At 41.4% G+C, this 22,708-nt stretch carries 26 protein-coding genes and 1 riboswitch; of the genes, 15 read left to right on the top strand and 11 right to left on the bottom strand.

Translation table 11 applies throughout. The annotated features are described in order from the left end of the window. Window positions 1–402: 402 nt before the first annotated feature. The 3 genes from ACQKKO_RS07975 to ACQKKO_RS07965 all read right to left on the bottom strand — a co-directional run bounded on the left by ACQKKO_RS07975 (window position 403) and on the right by ACQKKO_RS07965 (window position 3,697). The gene (locus tag ACQKKO_RS07975) at window positions 403–1,494 is read right to left on the bottom strand and encodes a 5-methyltetrahydropteroyltriglutamate--homocysteine S-methyltransferase (protein ID WP_498645991.1); all 1,092 of its coding nucleotides are present in this window, start codon (window positions 1,492–1,494) and stop codon (window positions 403–405) included. A 94-nt stretch (window positions 1,495–1,588) separates the two neighbouring features. Beyond that, a riboswitch (SAM riboswitch) is annotated at window positions 1,589–1,693 on the bottom strand. Between the two features lie 71 nt (window positions 1,694–1,764). Continuing rightward, the gene (locus ACQKKO_RS07970; RefSeq protein ID WP_498645989.1) at window positions 1,765–2,472 is read right to left on the bottom strand and encodes a nucleotidyltransferase domain-containing protein; all 708 of its coding nucleotides are present in this window, start codon (window positions 2,470–2,472) and stop codon (window positions 1,765–1,767) included. Window positions 2,473–2,530: 58 nt separating this feature from the next. Further along, a complete protein-coding gene (locus ACQKKO_RS07965; protein WP_498645988.1) occupies window positions 2,531–3,697 on the bottom strand; it encodes a Gfo/Idh/MocA family protein in 1,167 nt (388 codons plus the stop codon). 213 nt (window positions 3,698–3,910) lie between these two features. Between ACQKKO_RS07965 and srtD the strand changes: the two genes are divergently transcribed. The 9 genes from srtD (at window position 3,911) to ACQKKO_RS07920 (ending at window position 9,146) form a co-directional block, all read left to right on the top strand. Beyond that, window positions 3,911–4,561, top strand: coding sequence for a class D sortase, LPxTATN-specific (gene srtD / locus ACQKKO_RS07960; protein WP_498645986.1), 651 nt, complete (start codon window positions 3,911–3,913; stop codon window positions 4,559–4,561). A gap of 66 nt (window positions 4,562–4,627) precedes the next feature. Further along, window positions 4,628–4,858, top strand: a complete 231-nt coding sequence (locus tag ACQKKO_RS07955) for a hypothetical protein (protein WP_498645985.1) — start codon at window positions 4,628–4,630, stop codon at window positions 4,856–4,858. Between the two features lie 215 nt (window positions 4,859–5,073). After that, window positions 5,074–5,403, top strand: coding sequence for a PadR family transcriptional regulator (locus ACQKKO_RS07950; RefSeq protein WP_479824973.1), 330 nt, complete (start codon window positions 5,074–5,076; stop codon window positions 5,401–5,403). Further along, window positions 5,400–6,029, top strand: coding sequence for a hypothetical protein (locus ACQKKO_RS07945; RefSeq protein WP_479824975.1), 630 nt, complete (start codon window positions 5,400–5,402; stop codon window positions 6,027–6,029). The genes ACQKKO_RS07950 and ACQKKO_RS07945 overlap by 4 nt, the downstream gene beginning before the upstream one ends. Window positions 6,030–6,087: 58 nt before the next feature. Further along, window positions 6,088–6,660, top strand: a complete 573-nt coding sequence (locus tag ACQKKO_RS07940; RefSeq protein WP_479824977.1) for a hypothetical protein — start codon at window positions 6,088–6,090, stop codon at window positions 6,658–6,660. A gap of 61 nt (window positions 6,661–6,721) precedes the next feature. Further along, window positions 6,722–6,991, top strand: coding sequence for a hypothetical protein (locus tag ACQKKO_RS07935; protein ID WP_498645983.1), 270 nt, complete (start codon window positions 6,722–6,724; stop codon window positions 6,989–6,991). A 114-nt stretch (window positions 6,992–7,105) separates the two neighbouring features. After that, window positions 7,106–7,627 carry a DoxX-like family protein gene (locus ACQKKO_RS07930; protein ID WP_498645981.1) on the top strand — a complete coding sequence of 174 codons (522 nt, stop codon included), beginning with the start codon at window positions 7,106–7,108 and terminating at the stop codon, window positions 7,625–7,627. Then, window positions 7,628–8,260 carry a DUF4166 domain-containing protein gene (locus tag ACQKKO_RS07925; RefSeq protein WP_498645979.1) on the top strand — a complete coding sequence of 211 codons (633 nt, stop codon included), beginning with the start codon at window positions 7,628–7,630 and terminating at the stop codon, window positions 8,258–8,260. Window positions 8,261–8,360: 100 nt separating this feature from the next. Next, entirely contained in the window at window positions 8,361–9,146 is a 786-nt protein-coding gene (locus tag ACQKKO_RS07920; RefSeq protein WP_479824983.1) for a glucose 1-dehydrogenase, read from the top strand. A 46-nt stretch (window positions 9,147–9,192) separates the two neighbouring features. Here the strand turns inward: ACQKKO_RS07920 and ACQKKO_RS07915 are convergent, their stop codons facing one another. Genes ACQKKO_RS07915 through ssuD form a run of 6 tightly spaced genes read right to left on the bottom strand, consistent with a single transcriptional unit; the run spans window position 9,193 to window position 14,067 of the window. Further along, on the bottom strand, window positions 9,193–9,429 hold the full coding sequence (locus tag ACQKKO_RS07915) for a hypothetical protein (RefSeq protein ID WP_498645976.1): 237 nt from the start codon (window positions 9,427–9,429) through the stop codon (window positions 9,193–9,195). Next, window positions 9,430–9,960, bottom strand: coding sequence for a class I SAM-dependent methyltransferase (locus tag ACQKKO_RS07910; RefSeq protein WP_498645974.1), 531 nt, complete (start codon window positions 9,958–9,960; stop codon window positions 9,430–9,432). A gap of 20 nt (window positions 9,961–9,980) precedes the next feature. Next, window positions 9,981–10,790 (bottom strand): carbohydrate ABC transporter permease, encoded by an 810-nt coding sequence (locus ACQKKO_RS07905; RefSeq protein ID WP_498645972.1) that lies wholly within the window; start codon window positions 10,788–10,790, stop codon window positions 9,981–9,983. 12 nt (window positions 10,791–10,802) lie between these two features. Next, entirely contained in the window at window positions 10,803–11,669 is an 867-nt protein-coding gene (locus ACQKKO_RS07900) for a carbohydrate ABC transporter permease (protein WP_498645970.1), read from the bottom strand. 22 nt (window positions 11,670–11,691) lie between these two features. After that, on the bottom strand, window positions 11,692–12,948 hold the full coding sequence (locus ACQKKO_RS07895) for an ABC transporter substrate-binding protein (protein ID WP_498645968.1): 1,257 nt from the start codon (window positions 12,946–12,948) through the stop codon (window positions 11,692–11,694). A 24-nt stretch (window positions 12,949–12,972) separates the two neighbouring features. Further along, on the bottom strand, window positions 12,973–14,067 hold the full coding sequence (gene ssuD, locus ACQKKO_RS07890; RefSeq protein WP_498645966.1) for an FMNH2-dependent alkanesulfonate monooxygenase: 1,095 nt from the start codon (window positions 14,065–14,067) through the stop codon (window positions 12,973–12,975). A 323-nt stretch (window positions 14,068–14,390) separates the two neighbouring features. Here ssuD and ACQKKO_RS07885 point away from each other — a divergent pair, with 323 nt between their 5' ends. After that, the gene (locus ACQKKO_RS07885; protein ID WP_498645965.1) at window positions 14,391–16,163 is read left to right on the top strand and encodes an NTTRR-F1 domain; all 1,773 of its coding nucleotides are present in this window, start codon (window positions 14,391–14,393) and stop codon (window positions 16,161–16,163) included. Between the two features lie 89 nt (window positions 16,164–16,252). Next, on the top strand, window positions 16,253–16,726 hold the full coding sequence (locus ACQKKO_RS07880; protein ID WP_498645963.1) for a GNAT family N-acetyltransferase: 474 nt from the start codon (window positions 16,253–16,255) through the stop codon (window positions 16,724–16,726). Window positions 16,727–16,756: 30 nt separating this feature from the next. On the opposite strand, the gene ACQKKO_RS07875 is transcribed toward ACQKKO_RS07880, so the two are convergent. Beyond that, a complete protein-coding gene (locus tag ACQKKO_RS07875; protein ID WP_498645961.1) occupies window positions 16,757–16,900 on the bottom strand; it encodes a DUF4021 domain-containing protein in 144 nt (47 codons plus the stop codon). Between the two features lie 111 nt (window positions 16,901–17,011). Here ACQKKO_RS07875 and ACQKKO_RS07870 point away from each other — a divergent pair, with 111 nt between their 5' ends. Further along, window positions 17,012–17,656: a YIP1 family protein gene (locus tag ACQKKO_RS07870; RefSeq protein ID WP_498645959.1), complete on the top strand. Its 645-nt coding sequence runs from the start codon at window positions 17,012–17,014 to the stop codon at window positions 17,654–17,656. A gap of 27 nt (window positions 17,657–17,683) precedes the next feature. Here ACQKKO_RS07870 and ACQKKO_RS07865 read toward each other — a convergent pair whose 3' ends face one another. After that, entirely contained in the window at window positions 17,684–18,601 is a 918-nt protein-coding gene (locus tag ACQKKO_RS07865; RefSeq protein WP_498645957.1) for a DMT family transporter, read from the bottom strand. 96 nt (window positions 18,602–18,697) lie between these two features. On the opposite strand from ACQKKO_RS07865, the gene ACQKKO_RS07860 reads away from it, so the two are divergent. The 3 genes from ACQKKO_RS07860 (at window position 18,698) to ACQKKO_RS07850 (ending at window position 22,632) form a co-directional block, all read left to right on the top strand. Continuing rightward, entirely contained in the window at window positions 18,698–20,443 is a 1,746-nt protein-coding gene (locus ACQKKO_RS07860; RefSeq protein WP_498645955.1) for an ABC transporter substrate-binding protein, read from the top strand. Window positions 20,444–20,550: 107 nt separating this feature from the next. Continuing rightward, window positions 20,551–21,246 (top strand): YqcI/YcgG family protein, encoded by a 696-nt coding sequence (locus ACQKKO_RS07855; protein WP_498646331.1) that lies wholly within the window; start codon window positions 20,551–20,553, stop codon window positions 21,244–21,246. A gap of 105 nt (window positions 21,247–21,351) precedes the next feature. After that, window positions 21,352–22,632: an MFS transporter gene (locus tag ACQKKO_RS07850; protein WP_498645953.1), complete on the top strand. Its 1,281-nt coding sequence runs from the start codon at window positions 21,352–21,354 to the stop codon at window positions 22,630–22,632. The last annotated feature ends 76 nt before the right edge of the window (window positions 22,633–22,708 follow it).

The raw sequence follows: 22,708 nt of genomic DNA, 5'->3' as shown, positions 1-22,708 counted from the left end.
CAACCCTCATTAGCAAGACCCCGCAAATCATTACCAAGCCCTCTCCACAGATTAGCAAGACCTTTCCCCGCTCAACCAGGAACTTAAAGGTTTATAATTCATTTCCAGTATGTTAAATTCGATATAACCTAATTTCCATATAAAGGAGGTGGTGCTACCTGTGAAACTCCTCAAAAACCGTAATTTAAGAATGTTCCTAATCCTATTTTTTATTTATGGAACGTACAATTTGATCAGACCATTGTGGAGTGGGGAAAGCTTCGACCTTAATCAAATCCTCAGCAAGACACTCGTTTACTCACTTGTCGTAGTTGGATTCATGTGGTTCTTTGATTGGGCAAAACCACCTCCAAGAAAAGAAGACACCTAACTCCACAAAAGGTAGGTGTCTTCAATGCCTTCCTAGCCTAAAAGCTCTTTAGAAAGGTCTACAACATATTTTAATTTTTCCCACTGCTCTTCTTCTGTCAAAATGTTTCCGTGGTGAGTGGAAGCGAAACCGCATTGTGGGCTTAGGCAGATCTGATCAGCAGATACAAATTGTGTAGCTTCTTCTAAGCGTGCCTTGATCGTTTCTTTGTCTTCGAGCTGGCCATGCTTTGATGTGAATAAGCCAAGCACTACTTGTGGGCCGCCATTTGGAATGTGGTCTAATGGCTCAAAATCACCTGAGCGATCATCATCATATTCTAAAAAGAAGCCGTCTACTTTTTCTTTCGCGAATAAGGTTGGAGCAATCTTCGCGTAGCTGCCTTCGAATGCCCAGTTTGAACGATAGTTTCCACGGCACAGATGTGTTGTGATCACTAAATCTTCAGGCTTGTCTTCTAAGACGCTGTTAATGACGTGTAATGCTAGATCGATCAGCTCCTGGCGATTTAAACCACTGTCATTAAACGGAATGTGCTCTGAGTTTAAGCCAGCAATGTACACATCATCTAGCTGTAGGTAACGGCAGCCCGCATCATAAAAGGCTTGAACCGCGTCACGGTATGTTTGAATAACATCATTCGTGAAATCATCAAGGTTTGGATAGATCTCCACGTTACGAATTCCTGCATTAAATAATTGATTTGGACTTGGAATGGTCTGCTTTGCTACAGCGCGTTCGCCAACAATTTCTTTAAACTCAATAAATTCTTTAACATGTGGATGATCTTGATTAAACGAAATCTTCCCTGTTGCACGGACATCGTACGCTTCCGTTTCTTCTCCTTTAAACTTATACCCATGTTCTGGAACATAGCCCTCTACACCTGTTAAGTGTTCTAGGAAATCGGTGTGCCAGAATCTGCGTCTGAATTCTCCATCTGTAACGGCTTCAAGACCCACTTCTATTTGTTTATCAACTACTCTCTTAATTTCAGTTGTTTCAATGTCGTATAGTTCCTGTGCTGTGATGGTACCATCTTTAAAGTCTTTTCTCGCTTTGTGAATGCTTTCTGGGCGTAATAAGCTTCCTACGTGATCTGCTTTGAACGGTGCGTTTGTCATGGTTGTCTCTCTCCAATTCTCTCTATTTTTTCTACTAAAAAACCCCTCTTCGGATATAAGAAGAGGGGTTCGAGTATCTATTAATCGACTGCTCTTCTTATCTTTGTAGTATCGCAACTACAGGAATTGGCACAGTTCTTGAGTTAAGTCTGTTGCCGAGGTTTCAAAGGGCCATTCCCTCCACCTCTCTGGATAAGAAATAATTACATTATTCAGTTAATAGACTTACTATACGTTTTATACGTAGTGGTTGTCAATAAGTTATTTATATTATGAATTTTTACCCATTGAGAAGCCCTCAAATAGAAATCCGCCAAGAGGTTTATAGATTTCGGTGGCAAATTGAAAAAATGGTTCTTTGTTTTCGTCATGATAAAAGGCTTCTAATGCACTGAAAAACGCATCAGCTAGCTCTTTGTTATACTCATATAAGGCTCTTGTTAAACCTTTGCCTCTACCTGACCATTGACTGTTTAACCGCAAGATAAAATCGGGTAATTCAAGTGATAGTTGATTCAATGTGATAAGAGCTTCTTGTTTATGTTTCGCATCACAAAAATCATCGACCAGGTCCCCTATAAAATATCTCGAGGCCTGAATGTACGCTTTGTTTAGTGGGATCGGGCCAGCTGAGACATGTTTTTTTGCTGCCTCTAAAATAGAAAAATAAGATTCATGTTCTTTTAGTAAAATACCTTCTTTTATCATGTTCCCTAAAATGGGGCGACCAATCTCTTTCTCTCGATCAAACTCTGCTACATATGAATCTTGATTATGGATAAAGGCTTCGATGCGCTTTCCCTGATATGCAAAGCTCTCTCTGTAAGGAAGAAGATTTTCATCAAATATGACTAGATCTACATCTGATGTAGGTGTTTCCTCTCCTCTTGAAGCACTGCCAGCTAGTATAGCGAATTGAGAGGATGGAAAGAATTGATTGACAAAAGAGTTGGCGATCTGTTGAGTAGGGCTTGGCATAATTTATTCTCCTTTAACTGGAATTTATTTCATCATACCAAACCACACCACACAGATCCTACCCTTTATTTTCGTCATACTCCCGCCCTGTTGTAATTTCTTCTGTATCAAAACGGTCGACAGTATTTGTTTTTTCATAGAAATAGGTTGTATTTTCTAAGATACTTTCTTTTGTATAAAAAGAGTCACTTGGCTGAATGGGAAGTGTAACAGTCCTTTTCTCACTGGCAGACTTATAGATTGCAGTAATTAGTTCAAGTGTGTTTCTTCCTTGATCACCATCGACTAATACCGGAGCCTCCTCTTTAATCGCGGTAAGCATGTTATGAATCTGTCCAACATGTGCAGTGTGTTTTAGCTCTGGTAGCTGATCGAAATACGTGGTAATTTCTTGTTCAGTATTTAAATCTTTCACCGGAAAACCATTGGACGCGGAAGTGGAGGCGTGGATACGCCAAGGCACGGAGATGCGAGCTTTCTCGCCTTGGAACACAAGCTGCTGCTCCTCTCCATGATGAACAACTGAGCTTGTTACTTGTGCAATCGAACCATCTTCGTATGTAAGCAGAGCCACGGAGAGGTCTTCGATTTCTGCGTTATCATGGGCTGTATTACTCATGATGGCTGTCACTTCCTTGGGCATTCCATTCATCCATTGCAAAAGGTCGATATGATGAACTGCATGGTTTAACGTACAGCCTCCGCCTTCGTTTGCCCACGTTCCACGCCACCAAAGGTCATAATAGCAATGACCGCGCCACCAATAGGAATCTACTTGAGTGTGAAGGACTTTTCCAATTTTCTTTTCTGCTAACAGTTGTTTGACCTTCATCATGGGTGTGAGGAAACGGTTTTGAGCAATGACAGAAACGATTCGGTTGTATTTTTTTGATGCACTCAGAATTCGATCACACTCTTCTAGTGATGAAGCCATTGGTTTTTCAATCAATACATGTTTCCCCGATTCCATTAATCTGACAGCGAGAGGGGCATGAGTGGAGGGGGGAGTACAGATCGACACAAGGTTAATCTCAGGGTCGAGACAAATGGCTTCAACATCTTTTACAGTGGAATCAATTAGTCCGTACTCTTCTATCTTTTCTTGTGCTTTAGGTAGGTCCAGGTCACTTAGTGCAGTAATGGTACAAAGGTCAGGGAACGCTTGATAGGCTTTAATATGAGCAGGGCTAATGGCACCTGTTCCAATAACAGCAACTTGGATCAAACAATCAACTCCTTTTTAATAAAGCGCTTACTTTATCCAAAGCGTAGGGGTTACTCATGCTAGAGTCAACATCATTCATTTAAGAGGACTATCCTGTATCATTTGAACCCTAAATGAAGCACTTAGAGATAAATGGAATTCATCCTTTAGAAAAGTAGGAAAAGCCTCTATACTAAATATAAGTACCTGCAAGAACGATTGATAAGGGTAGAGGTGAAGCGCTTGAGAATTGTGTACAGTGCATTAATTATTATTGGGTTAACGATGACAGGATACTTTGGTTTCCAATGGATAAATGGAACACAGGCAGCAGAACCAGTCAGTCAGGAAGAATTAAAGCAGATAGAAGAGGCAAAAAAGGTAACTTCTGATTCTGAGGAAAAGGATGTAATAGAAACGGAAGAAGAGCCACAGGCAGATCCTATCATGAGTGATGAAATTGAGTTATTTGATGTGGGATCTGAAATGTCACGGCTGATCATCCCGAAAATTGAGAAGTCTTATAAAACGTATTGGGGCGCAGATGATGCGACTTTGAAACAAGGAGTTGGGATGTACGTTAGTCAATGGACAACGACGCCCGATGAGAAACGCCATACGGTATTAAGTGGACATCGCGATACGGTGTTTTCCGAATTAGGAACACTTAACGAGGGCGATGTACTGTACCTGGAATACGAAGGACAACGGTATGAATATGAAATTGCAGAGATTTGGATTACGGATGAAGATGATCGGACGGTCATTGTCGATAAGGACGAGGCTACGTTGACACTTACAACTTGTTATCCATTTGAATTTTTAGGGAGTGCTCCTGACCGGTATATCATTCAATCAAAGCTAATAGGACAGACAGAGTTGTAGGATGAGATTATACATTCTTGAAACCTTTTTTATCCAATCTCGTAAATGGGCTTAGGAGGGATCGTTATGAAAAAACTAATTGTATTTGTACTGAGCTTCTGCACTTTATTTGTTGTTTTTCAGATCGTGTCAGGATTGGCTTTGACATGGATGGACACGCCTTCGCATACGATATCAGGGGGAGCGTCTACTGTTGAATTTGGAATGGTGGGCCTTCCGTTATGGTTTTCATTAGCAGCTGCAATTGGGGCGTACTTCATTTCTAACAAAATTCGTACTCGTCAGACAGCTCACTAAGGAGAGGGACTATGTCTATTATGTTAAACACGATGATTTTGCTTGGTGGCTTACTTGGCTTTGTTTTGATCATAGCGATTGTAGTAGGTGTTGTCATTGCATCGAGAAAGAAATGAACATCCTGGCGTGAAGCCGGATGTTTTTTTATTTTGCTTGCTTTGTGCTTTCCAATTGTTTACACTTAATATACCCATTAATTCTAGGTAGGTGATTACATGTTTAATCGTGAATTGCTAAAAGGAAGTACGTCTTTGCTTGTTCTTCAGCTTTTAGAACATGAAGATATGTATGGATATCAGCTTGTGAAAGAAATGAAAAAACAAAGTGAAGAGACGCTTGATGTAAAGGAAGGAACGCTCTATCCTGCGTTGCATAAGCTTGAAGAAAAGGCGTGTATTAAGTCCTACTGGAAGGAACAAGACAAGGGACCTGCGCGCAAATATTACGCGATTACTGATGAGGGAAGGTCTGTTTTATCCTCAAAGACAAAAGAATGGAATTCCTTTGTGAAAATGGTTAATCGATTTTTGGAGAAGCCATTATGAGCATCGAGTCTTATCTTAACGACTTACGATTGGAGCTTCATAGGCATCCAAATAGGGAAGACATTATTCTTGAGTGCAAGGCAGTGATGGAATCGAAGCAGCACGAGCTTATGCTGGCAGGAAAATCGCCACTTCATGCAGAGGAAATGGTAATAGTAGAATTCGGTAGCCCCAAAGAGGTGGCTAATTCATATAATCAAGCATCCTCAAGCACACATTTTTTAAAATCTATGGTTTCAATTAACTATTCTCTTTTCGTAGTAGGAGCATTGCTCACGCTTTTTTACACAACTGGTTTCACAGATCTAACGAATGTATTCTGGGAACAGTTAGTGCAATGGAAATGGATCATCTTGTTGGCTTATTGCTGCTTACAAGGCTTAATGTATTTCAAGCACGGGTACTCCTTTGGATTCAAAAAATATCGTGAAAACCGTCAATATGTGTTCGTCGCTTTACTTCCAAATTATCTTCTAATGATGTCGGTTTTATTTACGGAAACCTTTAGTGCGTGGTTTTCGCCTTTATTGAATCCATCATTTTTGTTTGCATGTATTATTGCCACCATTGCATTTTATCCAATGAGTCAGTTGGCTGTACGTATGGGGGTCTTACATTCGATTTAGACCCCTTTTTTTAATTATATACCTAGTTTTACTATGTAGATAAAGGAGTGCTTACTAAATGATTGGATTTCTAGCTTTGATTCTGTTCATTATAACAATTCCATTACTACTTGGAATCATCCTTTGGAGACGTTCCAAAGTCATTGCTTTATTATGTGCTCTACCAACTCTATTAGTTATTCTTGTCCCTGTTGGCTGGTATGTTTACGCAACGAATGATTACTTTGTAGAAACAACCGACTTAGAGGGTGAGACACTATTAGGACTACAATTGTTTGACACTTTTTCTGATAAACACGTGGAAGGGCTTGGAACCTATCAGCTTAGAGATCATGTGGATGAGGATACCTATCTCATGGAATTTAATGAAGCATGGATAACGACGGATGGGGACCATGAAATAAGTGAATTACATGTATATAAAGAAGGAGAAGAAACGAGCCGGGGTGTAGCGGTCGGTGATGACTTACAGAAAGCAAAAGATCTCTACGGCGGCAATTTCGCAAATGATTTTGAGCCTTGTATGGAGAGATGGATTTTTTACGTAGATCGAGAACGAAAGACAAGGCTGGAATTTGTGTATGATCATGATGATCGGATTCAGCAAATTCGATTACTTGCAATGAAATGATGTTTCCTTTCATAACCAATCCGTTTCACGTACAATGAAACCAAAAAGGAGTTCACTCCAAATGAAGGCTAAACCGATCTATGTTGAACTGCCAATCGAGGCTCCTCTAGAAGAAGTCTGGCAGGCCACTCAAGAGCCGGAGCGTCATCAGCAATGGGATCTGCGGTTTTCTTCCATTTCCTACTTACCAAAAAAAGAAGGTGAGCCACAGTCCTTTTTGTACAAGACAAACATTGGACTTGGACTACGTATAGCTGGTTGGGGAGAAAGTGTAGGAGAACTGAAAAAGGATGGATCAAGAACCTCATCCTTACGTTTTGGGACGGACTAGAAGATCTCTTTAATTCGCGAGGGAAGAGGATATTGGAAGTATGAACAGCAATCTTCCACAACTACATTTCTTACTCAATATGATTACGATGTAAGGTATGGATTTCTAGGTAGGGTGATTGATCGATGGTGCTTCCGCCCGTTGATTGGCTGGGCCACGGCATTAAGCTTTGATGTGTTAAAGCGCTCTATTGAGAAGCATGAATTACCGAAATGGCAGTTTAGACGTTTCTTTTTAAGCATGAGTATGGTTCTATTATTTAGCTTTATTTGGCTTTACCATGGACTTGTTCCAAAGATACTTCTTAAGCATCCAGATGAGGTCATGATGATTGAGAAAGCATTAGGCATTAGCGGGAATTCAGCCGGTTTCGCTGTAAGTATAGTTGGTTTTCTTGAAATACTCTTAGCTGCCATGTGGCTATTTTACAAACATAAAAGGCATTTATTCTTTATCCATATGTTCATTTTCCCTTTACTCTTGCTATCAGCCATAATTGTTGCCCCTCAATCCTTAGGTGATCCGTTTAATCCAGTTACATTTAATGTGGCATTAATGACCTTGTCAGTGGTCGGCTTTTATCTATCTAAAGATCTTCCCACCGCGAGAACGTGTCGACGCAGGAGGGAAAAGTAAATGTCCATTTATCAGATGCTTTTAGGTGATTCGTTTGAAAAACTGCATCCAAAACTTCAGGAAAGATATTCGTTTCAAAGGGATGGAATGTTTCAAGGAAAAGGAACAATGACTGACATTCAGGGTGGAAGACGTTGGATGTACCCATTTCTATTGCTCTTAACAAAGTGGAAATTCATCTTTCCGGAGAGTGGCAAACAGATTCCTTTTGAAATTAAGAATAATGCGTATAGAAAGCCTGATGGGATGGAGGAAGTAAAGTGGGAGCGCACGTTTCATTTTCAAAACGTAACGAGGCATTTTCATGCATTCATGACAATCGACTCAACAAGAAAGATTGTAAAGGATTATTTGGGAGAGCCGTCCTTATTTTATTCAGATCTCCTGTTTACAGTGACGCCAGAAGGTAACTTGAGCATAGTGTCTGGATCTCAGAAGTTGGTTTTAGGAAAGGTAGAAATTCCTATTCCATCTATTCTTAAAGGGAATGTAGAGGTCTTAGAAGGATTCGATGATCAGGTACAGGCTTTCACCATTGAAGTAAAGATAAGTAATGGTCTGCTAGGAAATGTAATGAGCTATAAAGGATACTTTGTAGAAGTAGATAATGAAAAAGGTAAAGAATCTGAATAAATAGTCCGATATAAATAAAACCTAAGCAAGATTCTTGATTTCGGTTGGGTATAAAGTCATAATTAGTGTGAATAAAAAAAGAAAGAAGATGAAGCGAAAAATGAGTACTCGTTATGAAGGTAAAGTGGTTATTATCACAGGAGCTGGATCTGGATTAGGTCTTTCAGCGGCATTACTATTAGCTAAAGAGGGCGCTAAGTTATCACTAGTTGATTTAAACCAAAAATCACTAGAAGCAGCTAAAGCACAGATTCTTGAAGAAACACCAGGTACTGAAGTACTTCTTATCACAGCTGATGTGGCAGATGAAGAGGCAGTTAAGAACTACGTAGATGGTACAGTGAAAACCTTCGGAAAGATTGATGCATTCTACAATAATGCAGGGATTGAAGGGAAACAGGCACCTGTAGCCGAGTATGATAGTGAAGTATTTAATAAAGTAACAGATATTAATATAAACGGTGTATTCTACGGTATGAAACACGTGTTACCAATTATGAAAGAACAAGGGTATGGTTCGATCTTAAACGTAGCATCTGTTGGAGGAATCCGTGCGGTTCTTAATCAAGCAGCATACGTTGCAAGTAAGCACGCAGTTTCAGGCTTAACGAAAACAGCTGCAATTGATTACGGACAATACGGAATTAGTGTCAATGCGATCGCACCAGGTGTAATACTGACAGCGATGGTAGAAGGATCATTCAAACAAATCGGTGGAGACAACTGGGAGCAAGCAATGGCTGACTTCGTAAGTGTGAATCCGAAAAAACGCTTCGGTAAGCCAGAAGAAGTGGCACGCGTTGTTTCCTTCTTATTATCAGGCGAAGCAGAGTTCGTGAATGGACAAGTCATTGCCATTGATGGCGGACAATCTTCTCAATATTAAGCAATACACTAAGAAATCCACCTTGCTTTAAGGTGGATTTTTTTGTTTATTCTTTTATACCAACTACTCGAATGCGTTTGTAATCGGCAATCCATTGCCCGTCTTTGTAAAGGGTAGGTCTGAGCGATTCTTCCGTTTTAGAGAGAACATCTTCTATCTCTTGTGCAGAGAGTCCTGCGAAAAAGCTCCCGCCAAACATGCTGATCCAATTTCTAAGTCCTTCTTCTCCATTTAAAGGAGTTGGTCGATCAAAATGCATGGCAAGTGTGACTCTGAAACCCACTCACTCCATCAAGGTTGTGTATTCCGCTACACTTGGGTAATACCATGGAAAGCGTTCTTCAACATTGGATATGCCAACTAATTGAAGCTGTTTCATCATTTCATCAGTGATTTGACGAACATTACTCTTTCCTCCGAATTCCGCAACAAATCTCCCGCCTGGTTTAAGACTTTTGAATAGATTCTGCAGAGCCAACTCAGGTTGCTGTACCCAGTGAAGAGTAGCATTTGAGAAGACTGCATCATAACGATGGTTGTGATCCAACTGAGTGACATCCTGCACATCGAAAGGAAGGGATGGGTACTTTGAACGTGCCTTTTCAATCATAGATGAAGACTTATCGACACCAACAACATACGCACCCAATTGATGGATTTGATTTGATAAATCTCCAGTACCGCAACCTAAATCCAAGAGGTCCTCATCTTTTTGGGGGCTAAGTAAAGTCACTAGATCTTCACCATAAGACGAAACAAATGAGTGACTGTGATCATACAATGCAGCATTCCAAATCATCTGTTCTTTTGTCATTACCAGACCCCTCCTTTTACTTATCCCTTCACACCACCGGCGGCCATTCCTTCAATAAAGTACCGCTGGAACAGGAAGTACATAATAACGATCGGTAGGGAGGATAGAACAACCCCTGAGAACAATAAAGGATAATTCGTCGCATATTCCCCTTGGAAATCAAGAAGAGCTAGTGGAAGCGTTTTGTACTCGTTTCTGGTTACAAATAAAAGTGGATAGAATAAATCATTCCAGCTCATAACCATTAAAAAGGTTCCTGTTGCGGCAAGTGAAGGCTTGGACAAAGGAAGAGCGACCCTTACATACGTTAAGAAGTGGGAGGCGCCATCAATGGCCGCAGCTTCAAATAGTTCCTTTTGAACAGTGCGCATAAAACCAGTTAAGATCAGTACGGCAATCGGCATGGTAGAAGCAATATTTACCACAATTAAGCCGATTAATGAATTAGTTAAGCCCGTGTTGTACATGAGATCATATAATGGAATCATGTTCACTTGAGCGGGAACAAACATACCAAGTAAAAAGAAACTAAATCCAATTCTTGACCATAATGGTCTTAGTCGGACGAGTGCATAGGCAGTGAGACTACCAAACAAAAGCGTAAGGGTTACTGAAAAAGAGGTAACGATGACACTATTAGCAAAGTAATAGTGGAGACCATTTTCTTGGATAATGGTTATGTAGTTTGTTAAAGCCCAGCTCTCCGGTAACCCTAAAGGTGCATCATACATGTCCGACATGGTCTTAAAGGTTGTGAGCACAAGACCTGCTAACGGAATGAGTATAATCAGCACTGCAATGCTTAGAACGATTCTGCGTATTCCTTTCATTCCAATGCCCCCTTATGAACGCTCTGTTCGTAGTAGTCTGAATTGCAAAAACGCGATAAGAGCACTGATGGCCATAAGAAGAACGGCTGCTGCAGAAGCATACCCAAACTCATAACTTCTAAATGCTCTCGTGTAAATAAAGGTTGCTAGAATCTCTGTTGAATAGTTTGGGCCTCCACGAGTCATGGCATAGATCAAATCAAAGGCTTTAAACGTCTGTACGGTTGTAAAGGCAATGACAATTGTTGTGGCAGGTGCTAGCAACGGCCATGTGACAAAACGAAACGATTGCCACCGGCTCGCTCCTTCAATTCGAGCGACTTCATATAGATCTTTAGGAATGGCGTGAAGTCCAGCTACAAACAGTACAATCATCTGACCTGTATGGAACCAGACCTGTGTGATTGAGATCGAGTAAATCGCAATATTTTGATTGCCAATCCAGTTTTGTTTAAGTGTACTGAGCCCAATGGAATCAAAGAGTTGATTTAATAGACCAAGAGACGGGTCATACATATAGGCCCAAATGAAGGCAACGGACACACTGGACAAGATCGTTGGAAAAAAGAACAACGCGCGAAGTCCAACATTTACTGGACTATTCTTAATAAGAAATAAAGATAGAATTAAAGAAAACAGTGTTTGAAAAATAACAACCACCAGCATGAACTTTATGTTGTTTGTAATGGCTGTGTGGAAGATCGAATCTGAACCAATCAACCGAGTATAGTGATCAAACCCGATAAATGAATATTCGCTTGTTAAGCCATCCCAGTCTGTAAAAGAATAGAAAAACGTATTCAGCGTCGGCCAGAAGCTGAATACGCCATAGATAAGCAGACTAGGCAGCATAAAGAAGAGCAGCATCTTATTTCTCATAGTAACTCCTTATGCATTTGATTTAGTCAATGTGTTGATCGATAATCCCTTGTGCAGAAGCAGCTGCCTCTTCTGGATCCGTACCAGCGATGACATCTTGAATCGATGAAATTAAAGCCTGCTCCACATCCGCATTTGTAATGAGAAAGCGTGGCTGGAATCTTGTGTTTTTGTCCATCCATTCAGCTGTATCACGTAGTTCATCTGTTTCATAATCTAACTCTTTAACTGTTAAATGTTGACCAGTAGCATTTGCGTATTCACTTGCCGGTCCTTGTTCTGATAAAAATTCAATGAACGCCTTTGCTTCTTCTGGGTGCTCAGACTGACTGTTCACTCCAAGCATAAAGGTTGTTGTATGAATGCCTTCATACGTAGTATCCGACTCGTCAACCGTGATTGGTGCAAGTAGCTGTAAGTTTAAGTCCTCATTTTGTTCTAGTAACCCAGCCATGGCATAGGAGCCAGTTGCAAGCATAGCCGCTTTTTCTTGAGCAACTAAAGAGATGGCAGCTGGATGCTGTGTCCCTAGAGAGTCCTCTTGGAAATAGCCTAAATCTTCGAGTTCCTTAAATTGACTGAGCGTCTTCACCCACCACTCATCCGTCGCTTTTACCTCTCCAGCTTGAAGCTTCTCAAAAATGTCTTCTTCCGGAGCGTTATTCATAACCATACTGTTCATAAGCTGACCAGGGCCGATGTCTGCACCTGGAAACGCAATAGGGATGTATCCATTATCAAGAAGCGTTTGGCACACCTCTAAAAAGGAATCCCAGTCCCGAGGAATGTCTAAACCTAGTTCTTCAAAAATATCAACATTGTAAACGGGCTGATTAAAAACAAGCTGGTATGGAAGAGCGTACTGAACACCGTCCTTTTGACCAGCTTCTATTAATGAATCCTCGAAATGTTCCAAAAATGGTTCGCCGCTTAAGTCAGCAAATGCTTCAATTTTGTTTAACGCATCAAATTGAGCACCAGGGAAAGAGGTAAACACATCACCGGTCGATCCATCTCGAACTAATGTTTGAGCCTGGGACTGGTATTGATCAGATGGGTAAATGTTCATGTCAACAGAAATACCAGGATTCGCGTCTTCAAATTCATCAATAAGAGAATCAAAGGCTTCTTTATCCTCGCCTCTCCAGTGAATAAAACTAATCGTTACATCTGAGTCAGCTGAATCTTCGGAACCGGTTGATAGGTCAGAATTGGCAGGAGCACAACTAGCTAATACGACTAAGGAAAGCAATCCAAAAATACGCGGTACAGATTTCATTCTTTTTCCTACTTTCGGTTTTTTTTAAGAAGAATACGCTTTTCCATACAAATTGGCAGAACGATTCGATTTAGTCGCATTTGGTTTAAGAATTGGGAATAACAATTCAGCGACACGATATGCTTCTTCTAAATGAGGATAGCCGGACATAATAAAAGACGTAATCCCAAGATCCTCGTACTCACGCAGTCTCGCCGCAACCGTTTGCGGACTTCCAACCAAAGCGGTTCCAGCGCCACCGCGAACTAAACCAACTCCGGCCCATAAATTTGGACTAACCTCAAGGTCTTTACTAGAAGTTAAGCTGGCCATTCTTCGTTGTCCTTCAGACTCAGCTGCTCCGAATGCCTTTCTAGCACTAGCAATTTGCTCTTCAGAAACATAGGTTAATAGCTTTTCTGCCGCATCCCATGCTTCCTCGTCTGTTTCTCTTACAATAATATGTATTCGCATTCCATAGCCAAGCTCTCTACCTTGATCAGTAGCGAGTGTTTTAACTTGATCAATTTTTTCTTTGGCCATGTTTGGTGGCTCGCCCCATGTTAGATACTGATCAATATGTTTGGCTGCAATATCAAGTGCTGGTGCTGATGAACCTCCAAAGTATAGGGGAATTGGCTGGTCAGAAGGTGGATAAAGGACTTCAGCATCTGTCACCTGAATGTGTTTCCCATTAAATGTAACTTTTTCCCCTTTGATCAAGTCTTTAAACACTCTTAAATATTCATCAGTCGCCGCGTATCGCTCATCCTTAGATAGGTACACACCGTCTCCGGCTAACTGCTTGGAGTCCCCACCAGTAACTACGTTTAATAGGAGTCTGCCATTTGATAAGCGTTGAAAAGCAGAAGCCATTCTAGCTGCCACCGTAGGAGACATAATACTAGGGCGAATAGCGATTAAAAATTTCAAACGTTCTGTCACTTGAGTTAATGCAGAAGCGACAACCCAAGGGTCCTCACACGTTTTTCCTGTGGGAACAAGCACACCTTCGTAGCCTAAACGATCAAGTGCCTGGACGATCTGAGTATAATAGCTGATGTTTCCTTCGCGAGATAGATGATCTGTTCCTAAGTAATGTCCGTCCCCATCAGTCGGTAAAAACCAGTGGAAATCCATGTTAATACCCTCCCTATTAGTAAAGAAGACACCACCCGAAAAGGATGGTGTCTTCAGGTATCAAGATATACATTTCAATTTTCTTAACATTTACAGAAATTATAAAACCTTTATAACTTATAAGTCAAGTGGGGATTAGATGTGAGGTAATGACCTAAGCTCTTCTATACATTAGCATTTTTATTGTTTAGAAAGTCTTTAAGGGATGTATATATGGTTTTTAATACTTTTATTCTTTCTCTAGTAGGCAGAAGAAGGTTCATAAATAGTAGAACTCAATACACTAATATGTAAGTTCGTTAACAGTAGATAGGAGAGATTATATGCTCTTAAATAAACTATCCAATAGTGGATTTGAGGAAGGGATTTTAACTCCTTGGGAAACAGTGAATGGGTTTATCACTTCAGTGTACAGTCACACTGGATTCTTCTCATTCCAATTACCAAGTGGGACAGGGTCTAACTTAGCACAAGAAGTAGAGATACTAGCTGGGGACCGATTTGAACTATTTTTGTCTTTAGCAAAAACGAGTGATTTGCCTTCCCCAGAGGTTAATGTAACGATGCAGTACTATAATGCTGCAGGTGTGTTAATAGGAACAGGACTTAATGTCATTGTTCAATCTGATGGAATCCCTAATGCTTTTGATTCGACATGGTTAACAGTGTATGAAACAACTTCAACTGCGCCACTCGAAACTGCATCAGCAATCATTACGATTAATGTTAGTGCGTTAATTGGGGCGGCAGATATAGTGATTGATGACGTCGTTTTACTTTCATCGGAATTTAGTTTTGTTGCGAGTGGTCCGCCGGGGCCGACGGGAGCCACAGGGGCAACAGGACCTACTGGAGCGACGGGAGTAACCGGGACAACGGGGCCGACCGGAGCCACTGGAGCAACGGGAGCGACAGGAGCAACAGGAGCAACAGGACCAACGGGAGCAACCGGAGCGACGGGAGCCACCGGAGCAACCGGAGCCACCGGAGCAACGGGAGCAACGGGAGCAACGGGAGCAACCGGAGCCACCGGAGCGACAGGAGCGACAGGGGCAACGGGACCAACAGGGGCAACCGGAGCGACGGGACCAACAGGAGCAACGGGAGCAACGGGAGCAACCGGAGCAACCGGGGCAACGGGGCCGACAGGAGCGACTGGACCAACAGGAGCCACGGGAGTAACAGGAGCGACGGGTCCAACGGGAGCCACGGGAGCAACCGGGGCAACAGGAGCCACCGGAGCAACGGGGCCGATCGGACCAACAGGAGCCACGGGACCAACCGGGGCAACAGGAGCGACAGGGGCAACGGGACCAACAGGGGCAACCGGAGCGACGGGACCAACAGGAGCAACGGGAGCCACGGGAGCAACGGGAGCAACGGGAGCAACGGGAGCAACCGGAGCGACAGGAGCGACAGGGGCAACGGGAGCCACCGGAGCCACGGGAGCAACGGGAGCAACAGGAGCCACGGGAGCAACGGGAGCAACCGCGGCAACGGGAGCCACCGGAGCCACGGGAGCAACGGGAGCCACCGGGGCAACGGGAGCAACCGGGGCAACGGGAGCCACCGGAGCGACAGGGGTAACAGGGCCAACGGGAGCCACGGGAGCAACCGGGCCGACGGGAGCGACAGGACCAACCGGAGCCACAGGCATTGCAGCGCAGCCATTTTTTAATAGCAATGTTCAACCTCAAACCATTGCTTCCGGGGCTGCCTTAACAGGCTTAACACCAGGTGCCTATGCAGGAATCACATTTGTACCGGCAACTGGAACTTTCACTGTTATTACACCGGGTCTGTATTATATAGGAATTGTTTTAAATACTGCAGCATTAACACCGGTCAATGCCGTCTTCTCACTTGTGGTAAACGGAGTTGCCGCAGCGGTTGCACCAACAGCCAACGCAGATTCTGGAGGAAACCTATCCGTATTCAGAGTTCAGAACTATGTAGCAGGAGATACCATTACCATTAATAACCGTTCGGCTTTTCCAGTTTCATTAATTAACTCACCAGCAGAGGCAGCAAGTGCAGGGCATGTGGTTTTCTTCCGTTTTGCTACAGGTCCTTTAGGTACTGTCATTACTATTTAAGGTTAGTAAATGTGACTCAGCAAATCATAGGATTTGCTGAGTTTTTTTCTAATGATCCATGTATAATTGAAAATGAGTAAATATTCCAGATGTTGGAGGTGCGTATGTATATTAAGGAGTTACATGCTACTGATGAATTGCCGTGGGATTTGTTACTCGAAGCAGATCCTTCTAGAGAACTCGTACAAGAATATCTTCACAAGGGGAAAAGTTTTTTAGCAATTGAAAACGATGTTGTCATTGGAGTGATGGTTCTTTGTCGGATAAAAAATGATACGTACGAAATCAAGAACATATCCGTCAAAGAAAACCTTCAAGGAAAAGGGATTGGTTCAATGTTAATAAAAACAGCGATAGAGAAGGCGAAACAACTCAATGCTCGATTCGTCGAAGTTGGTACGGGTAATTCAAGTATGGATGCATTACGTTTTTATCAAACACGTGGCTTCAGAATCGATCGACTTGACCATGACTTTTTTGTGCGGCATTATTCGGAAAAGATCGTTGAGAATGGAATTTGGTGCAGGGATATGGTAAGACTGGTTTATTGTTTAGATAAATAACACACAGACATAAGCCTGTGTGCCGTTTAATTACTCTTTTTTATCATGAAGCTGATCTTCGTAGTCCGTCTCCGGCATACCATAATCACCGTTCATTTCTTGTTCATCCTGATCGAGTCCAACCGGGTCGACGATTATTGGTTTTTGATTACTATTTTTTTTTGTTTCTTTCATACCTATCACCACCTGTTAATAGGTTAAACAAAAGATCTATTATTATGTATTGGTTAGGTTTATGATGAGAAAAAAGGGTATATATGGTTTGAAAAGGAAGGGGAGCTTTGAATGCAAGAAAAATTAAATCCATGGTTACATATATGGTTCAAGCCGAGGGCTGTTATTAGACAGGAATTAGAAAAACCTGATCAGGAAAGAACCTTAATTTTATTAAGCATTGTTATTGGGATGTTAACGATGTTTACGACTTATGAACAAAGTAGGGCGGGCATAAATCCGCTTGTTGTCTTCTTAGTTACTGTATTTGTAGGTTCGGCTTTAGGACTCTTAATGCTTTATTTTAGTTCATGGATTAACGCAGTTGTAGGTCGGTGGCTTGGTGGGCGTGGATATGCCTCTGATCTTCGAGTAGCAATGGTAAGAGGATCTTTGGTTCCATCTTTGTTAACAGTTTTTATTGGTCTTATTGATTTCGCGATGCGAGGGGAAGAATTTTTCTATAGTATTAATTTGATCATTGAAACAAGAGAGCTGTCTACACTAGAATACATTGCTAATGGAATGCATCCTATTTTAATTTTCATACAAGGGATTGCATTTATCTGGACTTTCATTATTTCGCTTAAATCAATCGGAGAGGCACACGGATTCTCTGCGTGGATGGCTCTGTTAACAGGTATAGTTGTTGCACTAATACTCTTTATACCGTTAATGATCATTGGTTTTATCATTTCTATTTTTATCTTTATTTAATCACTAGTAACAAGGCGAGTCTCCAACTTATAAAGTGGATTCTCGCCTTTTTTTAAGGAGTGGACTTACCTGGACGTAAGCAATAGAGGCTGCAACAAATAAGATACCAACTACTTGCATTAAGATTAATTGCCGTTGTAGGAACAAAACATCCAATAGAGCGATTTCAATCAGCATTAAATTATTTAACAAGCTACTTTCAAATGCTTTGAGATGTTTCTGAGTCCACGTCCAAAGGTAAAAGGCTAGAGCACCATTTACACTGCCGAGCCAAAGAATGAGGAGCACGAGTTTTGGTGTAAGGGAAGGGAGCTCTTCCATTGTAAGACCGACACCTAACAATCCCACGGATCCAATTAGCATTGGGAAGATGATAAGGTCTTCTGTTCGTGTGGCTTTGTGGCGCAGTAGGCTTCGATTAATTGTAAGATTAAGCGCATATCCTATAGAGGAAAAAAGGACAAGGATTATCCCGATAAATGAGATCTGTGTAAGTTCCCATGGATAAAAGTAAGTGAGCACTCCGACAGATAATACGAGGAGTGCATAAATGGACGAACGACTTCTGCTTTCTCTTGTATACACATAATCAACTAAAAGTACCGCGGATGTGTTGCCAATGCTTAAAAACAAAGACGTTTGAGTAGGAGTCATATAAAATTGACCTGCGTATTGTAAACCTTGTGCGAACAAATAACCAGTTAGTCCGAGTAAAACAACAATCCTCCAACTCAACGTTGACTTTATGGGATACTCACGGTTATCGAATAACCGAATGGAGCGTACGACCACCGTTAATACAATGGATGCTACTACATATCGTGCCCCTGCAAGTGTTAAAGGCCCTATGCCTTCCTCGAAAGCCCATGCATTTACAATGTATGAGCTTGACCATAGAACTGTTACAAACACACCAACTATGATAGCGACTGACTTGTTTAACAAGAAATATGCACCTCCTTACTTAAGTATAGATTGTAAAAGGTGCATAAAAAGCGTAGGGTTTAACTTGAATCATTTCATCTTTTAGGAGGGAAGGATTTGAAACCATTCGATCACTATAAACAACTCACTCAACATTTTGAGATTCAAGAAACGCCACATCAAATACCGACTTCCTTAGTTGATTTGGAACAAGTGTTATTTTGTTCGCGAAGGAACGTTAATTTTATTATGAAAAAATTACGTTCTTTAGGTTGGCTTGAATGGAAACCTGGAGTTGGTCGATCGAAGCAATCCTATCTCATTTTTCATAAAACGATTCAAGAGCTTCAGTTAGAAGAGCTTCAGGAATTGTTTGATCAGAGACAATTAAAACAAATGTTTTCATTAATAGAAGAGCTTAATCTTACAGAAGAATGGAAAGATGAGTTGTACGGTTGGATCAATAGTAAATTGGGATTTCAACAGGAAACGAATGTAAACACGAGAAAAGATGTGTTGCAGTTTCCGTACTTTAGAGAGATCCATCAGTTGGATCCAATGCTAGCTATCAGGCAAATGGAGATGCATCTTATTCATCAGGTATATGATGGCTTAACAAGACGCAATTCTTCTAGCGGAGAGGTTTGTCCACATCTTGCACACAGCTGGGATGTGAATGCTGAAGCTAATACATGGGTCTTTCATTTAAGGAAACAAGTATTCTATCACGATGATCAGGAGCTTACGTCTGAGGATGTAGCCTATACTTTAAAACGATTAATTGATTTTAATCATTGGATGGTTGAGGGTCTGCGTTTTGTTAGGGAACTGGACCGGTATACTATTGCTTTAGAATTCGAGAAGCCTTGTCCTCATTTATTACGTTATCTTGCTCTTCCTCAAGCTGTTATTTTACAAAAATCAGATGATACTCAACATGCTAATTCCGTTGGTACAGGACCATTCAGAGTCTTTGATCATCAACCTGAGCTGATTGAACTTCACGCAGTAGATACCTACTTTAGAGAGCGTCCATTATTAGATATCATACGAATATGGACAATGCCTTCTTCGATACAGTGGAGGAAGGATGCCCAATTTTATCCGTATGTTCCAACTGAGGGTGAGACACACGTCACAGAATGGTCCAAGATCAACAGAGTGGATCTTGAAAGAAAAGTACTCATTTGTAATACCTACAAAAAAGGCGATATGAAAAACTTTAACAACAGAAAACGACTACTGGCAGCCATTGATAAAAACCAAATGATTACCGAACTTGGGGAGAATCGGTTATGTAGTTGTGAATCTTTATATGGTGAGGAAGCAACGCAGATGTATCGAGATGTATCAGAGAGTACTGAGCTAATTTCACTGACGCTTTATACAAATGCACACTCCCTTAATGTGAATGATGCAGCTTGGCTTACACGAGAATTAAGAACAAATGGGTTTCGTCTGAAGGTCGTGATCGTTCCGATTCTTGAACTAGTGCATAAAAGGACAAGAGACAAAGCCGATTTAATCCTTATTTCAATGGTTAACACTAGTGACCTGCATATATCGTTTATTCAATTTCTCTTAGGCCACAATGCGTGGTTCATTAACCTGTTTGATCCGAAGCAAGCAGAGATACTAGAGAACCTTGCACAAGTAGCCTGTCTAGAGCAGGATCCAACAGACGCCCTTATAAAAATTAATGATCACTTAGTACAATCGATACGTGTCATTCCTCTTTACATGACGAAACAAGAAGCCTACACGCATCCACATGCGTATGGAGTAGAACTTGACGACTTTGGATTTCTTGATTATCAGAAGTGTTGGTTTCATTCACTTGAAATAAAGGAAGAGCCTAAGTAGCATGATGACGACAAAAGCTGCGTATGAATAAATCATCGTTGCTTTTTAAACTTTTCCATAAAGGGTGAGCTAGCTTGGACCATCGAAGTTTATTAGTTAAAGAGGATATGACGAATCCATCGATTGTTCCTGAATGGGTTTTAAATGAATATCAGACGTTTCATGATACTGTGACCGATGCAACATTTCCTTGTTATTTTGGAATGAAGGCCGAGAACAAAGGGGAGCTTCGTTATTCCTACCTCTCGCACGACGATTGGTCAAACCTCCCAAAAGCGGTTGATCAATTTCTTCAATTGTTCAGGGACCCACCTTTCATTAGGCATGGACTATTTGTTTTTGTCGAACCAGAAAAAGGGGAGCAGGATATTGAATACTACCGAGATTACTTCTGGAGAATCCTTCAATACCTCCACGAAGAAGATCCGATTCCTTGGCCAAAGGAAAGTCCTCGGGATCCGGCACATTATCTATGGGACTTTCACTTTGCGGGGGAACCCATTTTTGCATTTGGTAACGCACCAGCCTATAAGCAGAGACGAACAAGGAATTTGGGGGATAGCCTTGTTTTAGGCTTCCAGCCACGTAAGATTTTTAAAGGGCTTGAAGGGACAGAAAAAGGTGGTATTATGTCCCGTGAAAAAGTGAGAGAGCGAACAGAGGCCTGGGACCAGTTACCGACGCATCCTGACATCAGTCATTTTGGCGATCCTACTCATAATGAGTGGAAGCAGTTTTTTATTGGAGATGATGTAGAGCCTCTTACAGGAAAATGTCCGTTTCTACATAGAGAAGAATCCTAAGCGAATGGCTTAAGGTTCTTTTTTTTATTTCATTTATGTAAAACATTTGTAAGGTTGTCCTATTAAATTAGGTAGTGCTATACAATAAAAAAGGGGGTGTTGCACATGAAAAAATTCAGTGAAGTTGAGCGGAGCTGGATGTTATACGACTGGGCTAGTTCCGCTTATTCGGTTGTCATCACAACCGCTATCTTTCCGATCTTTTTTAAAGCTGGTGCTGAGGCAGCAGGCATTTCGAGCGTCAATTCAACCGCTTATCTTGGCTACACCATTGCCATTGCAACATTTATTCTCGCGATGCTTAGTCCCATTCTTGGAACCATTGCAGATTACGATGGATTTAAGAAAAAGTTCTTCGCTTTTTTCTTTATTGCCGGTGTCGTTTCAACGGCCATGCTAGCGGTTGTCCCGTTTGATAGCTGGTTAGCACTGTTAATTTTGTACACAATCACATCCATTGGATTTGCTGGAGCAAATGTGTTTTATGATGCCTTTTTAGTGGATGTGACCGATGAGAAAAAAATGGATGACCTCTCTGCACGTGGTTTTGGATGGGGCTATATTGGTAGCGCGATTCCTTTTTTAATATGTATCGTCATTATTTTATGCTCGCAGATGGAGATATTGCCTTTGTCCGTAACCGCGGCCAGTCAAATTTCATTTCTAATCACAGCTGTATGGTGGGCGATCTTTAGTATTCCGATGCTTCGACATGTAAAGCAAATCCATTTCATAAAACGTGAATCAAGGCCTGTAATCAATAGCTTTAAGCGACTTGGCCGAACCATTAAAAGCATACGTCAATATAAAACACTCATGTTATTTTTACTCGCTTATTTCTTCTATATCGATGGGGTAGGGACCATTATTAAAATGTCCACTGCTTACGGAACGGATTTAGGAATTGATGCAACAAGCCTATTGCTCATTCTGTTTTTAACTCAAGTTGTGGCTGCACCTTTTGCGATATTGTACGGAAGACTTGCCCAACGGTTCACAGGAAAAAAGATGCTGTATGTAGGAATTGTTGTGTATATTGTTGTCTGTATCTATGCTTTGTTCATGAATTCAGCGTTTGATTTTTGGGTACTCGCGATGCTTGTTGCAACTTCTCAAGGAGGAATTCAAGCATTAAGCCGCTCCTACTATGCCAAACTTATTCCTAAGGACCGTGCTAACGAATTTTTTGGTTTCTACAATATCTTTGGAAAATTCGCAGCCGTGATGGGGCCGTTACTTCTAGCAGTGACCACGCAAGCAACAGGAAGCTCAACAACTGGGGTTTTCAGTCTCATTCTATTATTTATCATTGGTGGAGTCATTTTAGCGTTTGTTCCTGAAGGGAGTATGAATAAAAAAAGTGGAAGTCATACACTCAATTTGTAATATAAATAAGAACGTACGTGGCGAACTCATTAAGAGTCGTCACGTTTATTTGTTTTTAAGATAGAAAATCGTTTAC

This window comes from Alkalihalobacillus sp. NPDC127517 (genome assembly GCF_050276055.1).
Lineage (GTDB): Bacteria > Bacillota > Bacilli > Bacillales > Bacillaceae_D > Alkalicoccobacillus.
The sequence above is the reverse complement of the archived record's forward strand: the minus strand, read 5'-3'. Positions and strand labels throughout refer to the sequence as shown.

Bases quoted from the DNA above. Each gene is read 5' to 3' on its own strand.
- ACQKKO_RS07855 (WP_498646331.1), top strand. From the start codon at position 20,551: ATGACGAATCCATCGATTGTTCCTGAATGGGTTTTAAATGAATATCAG.
- ssuD (WP_498645966.1), bottom strand. From the start codon at position 14,067: ATGGATTTCCACTGGTTTTTACCGACTGATGGGGACGGACATTACTTA.
- ACQKKO_RS07935 (WP_498645983.1), top strand. From the start codon at position 6,722: ATGAAGGCTAAACCGATCTATGTTGAACTGCCAATCGAGGCTCCTCTA.
- ACQKKO_RS07940 (WP_479824977.1), top strand. From the start codon at position 6,088: ATGATTGGATTTCTAGCTTTGATTCTGTTCATTATAACAATTCCATTA.
- ACQKKO_RS07900 (WP_498645970.1), bottom strand. From the start codon at position 11,669: ATGAGAAATAAGATGCTGCTCTTCTTTATGCTGCCTAGTCTGCTTATC.
- ACQKKO_RS07950 (WP_479824973.1), top strand. From the start codon at position 5,074: ATGTTTAATCGTGAATTGCTAAAAGGAAGTACGTCTTTGCTTGTTCTT.
- ACQKKO_RS07970 (WP_498645989.1), bottom strand. From the start codon at position 2,472: ATGCCAAGCCCTACTCAACAGATCGCCAACTCTTTTGTCAATCAATTC.
- ACQKKO_RS07885 (WP_498645965.1), top strand. From the start codon at position 14,391: ATGCTCTTAAATAAACTATCCAATAGTGGATTTGAGGAAGGGATTTTA.
- ACQKKO_RS07920 (WP_479824983.1), top strand. From the start codon at position 8,361: ATGAGTACTCGTTATGAAGGTAAAGTGGTTATTATCACAGGAGCTGGA.
- ACQKKO_RS07870 (WP_498645959.1), top strand. From the start codon at position 17,012: ATGCAAGAAAAATTAAATCCATGGTTACATATATGGTTCAAGCCGAGG.
- ACQKKO_RS07905 (WP_498645972.1), bottom strand. From the start codon at position 10,790: ATGAAAGGAATACGCAGAATCGTTCTAAGCATTGCAGTGCTGATTATA.
- ACQKKO_RS07895 (WP_498645968.1), bottom strand. From the start codon at position 12,948: ATGAAATCTGTACCGCGTATTTTTGGATTGCTTTCCTTAGTCGTATTA.
- ACQKKO_RS07925 (WP_498645979.1), top strand. From the start codon at position 7,628: ATGTCCATTTATCAGATGCTTTTAGGTGATTCGTTTGAAAAACTGCAT.
- ACQKKO_RS07945 (WP_479824975.1), top strand. From the start codon at position 5,400: ATGAGCATCGAGTCTTATCTTAACGACTTACGATTGGAGCTTCATAGG.
- ACQKKO_RS07910 (WP_498645974.1), bottom strand. From the start codon at position 9,960: ATGACAAAAGAACAGATGATTTGGAATGCTGCATTGTATGATCACAGT.
- ACQKKO_RS07880 (WP_498645963.1), top strand. From the start codon at position 16,253: ATGTTGGAGGTGCGTATGTATATTAAGGAGTTACATGCTACTGATGAA.
- ACQKKO_RS07955 (WP_498645985.1), top strand. From the start codon at position 4,628: ATGAAAAAACTAATTGTATTTGTACTGAGCTTCTGCACTTTATTTGTT.
- ACQKKO_RS07850 (WP_498645953.1), top strand. From the start codon at position 21,352: ATGAAAAAATTCAGTGAAGTTGAGCGGAGCTGGATGTTATACGACTGG.
- ACQKKO_RS07875 (WP_498645961.1), bottom strand. From the start codon at position 16,900: ATGAAAGAAACAAAAAAAAATAGTAATCAAAAACCAATAATCGTCGAC.
- ACQKKO_RS07975 (WP_498645991.1), bottom strand. From the start codon at position 1,494: ATGACAAACGCACCGTTCAAAGCAGATCACGTAGGAAGCTTATTACGC.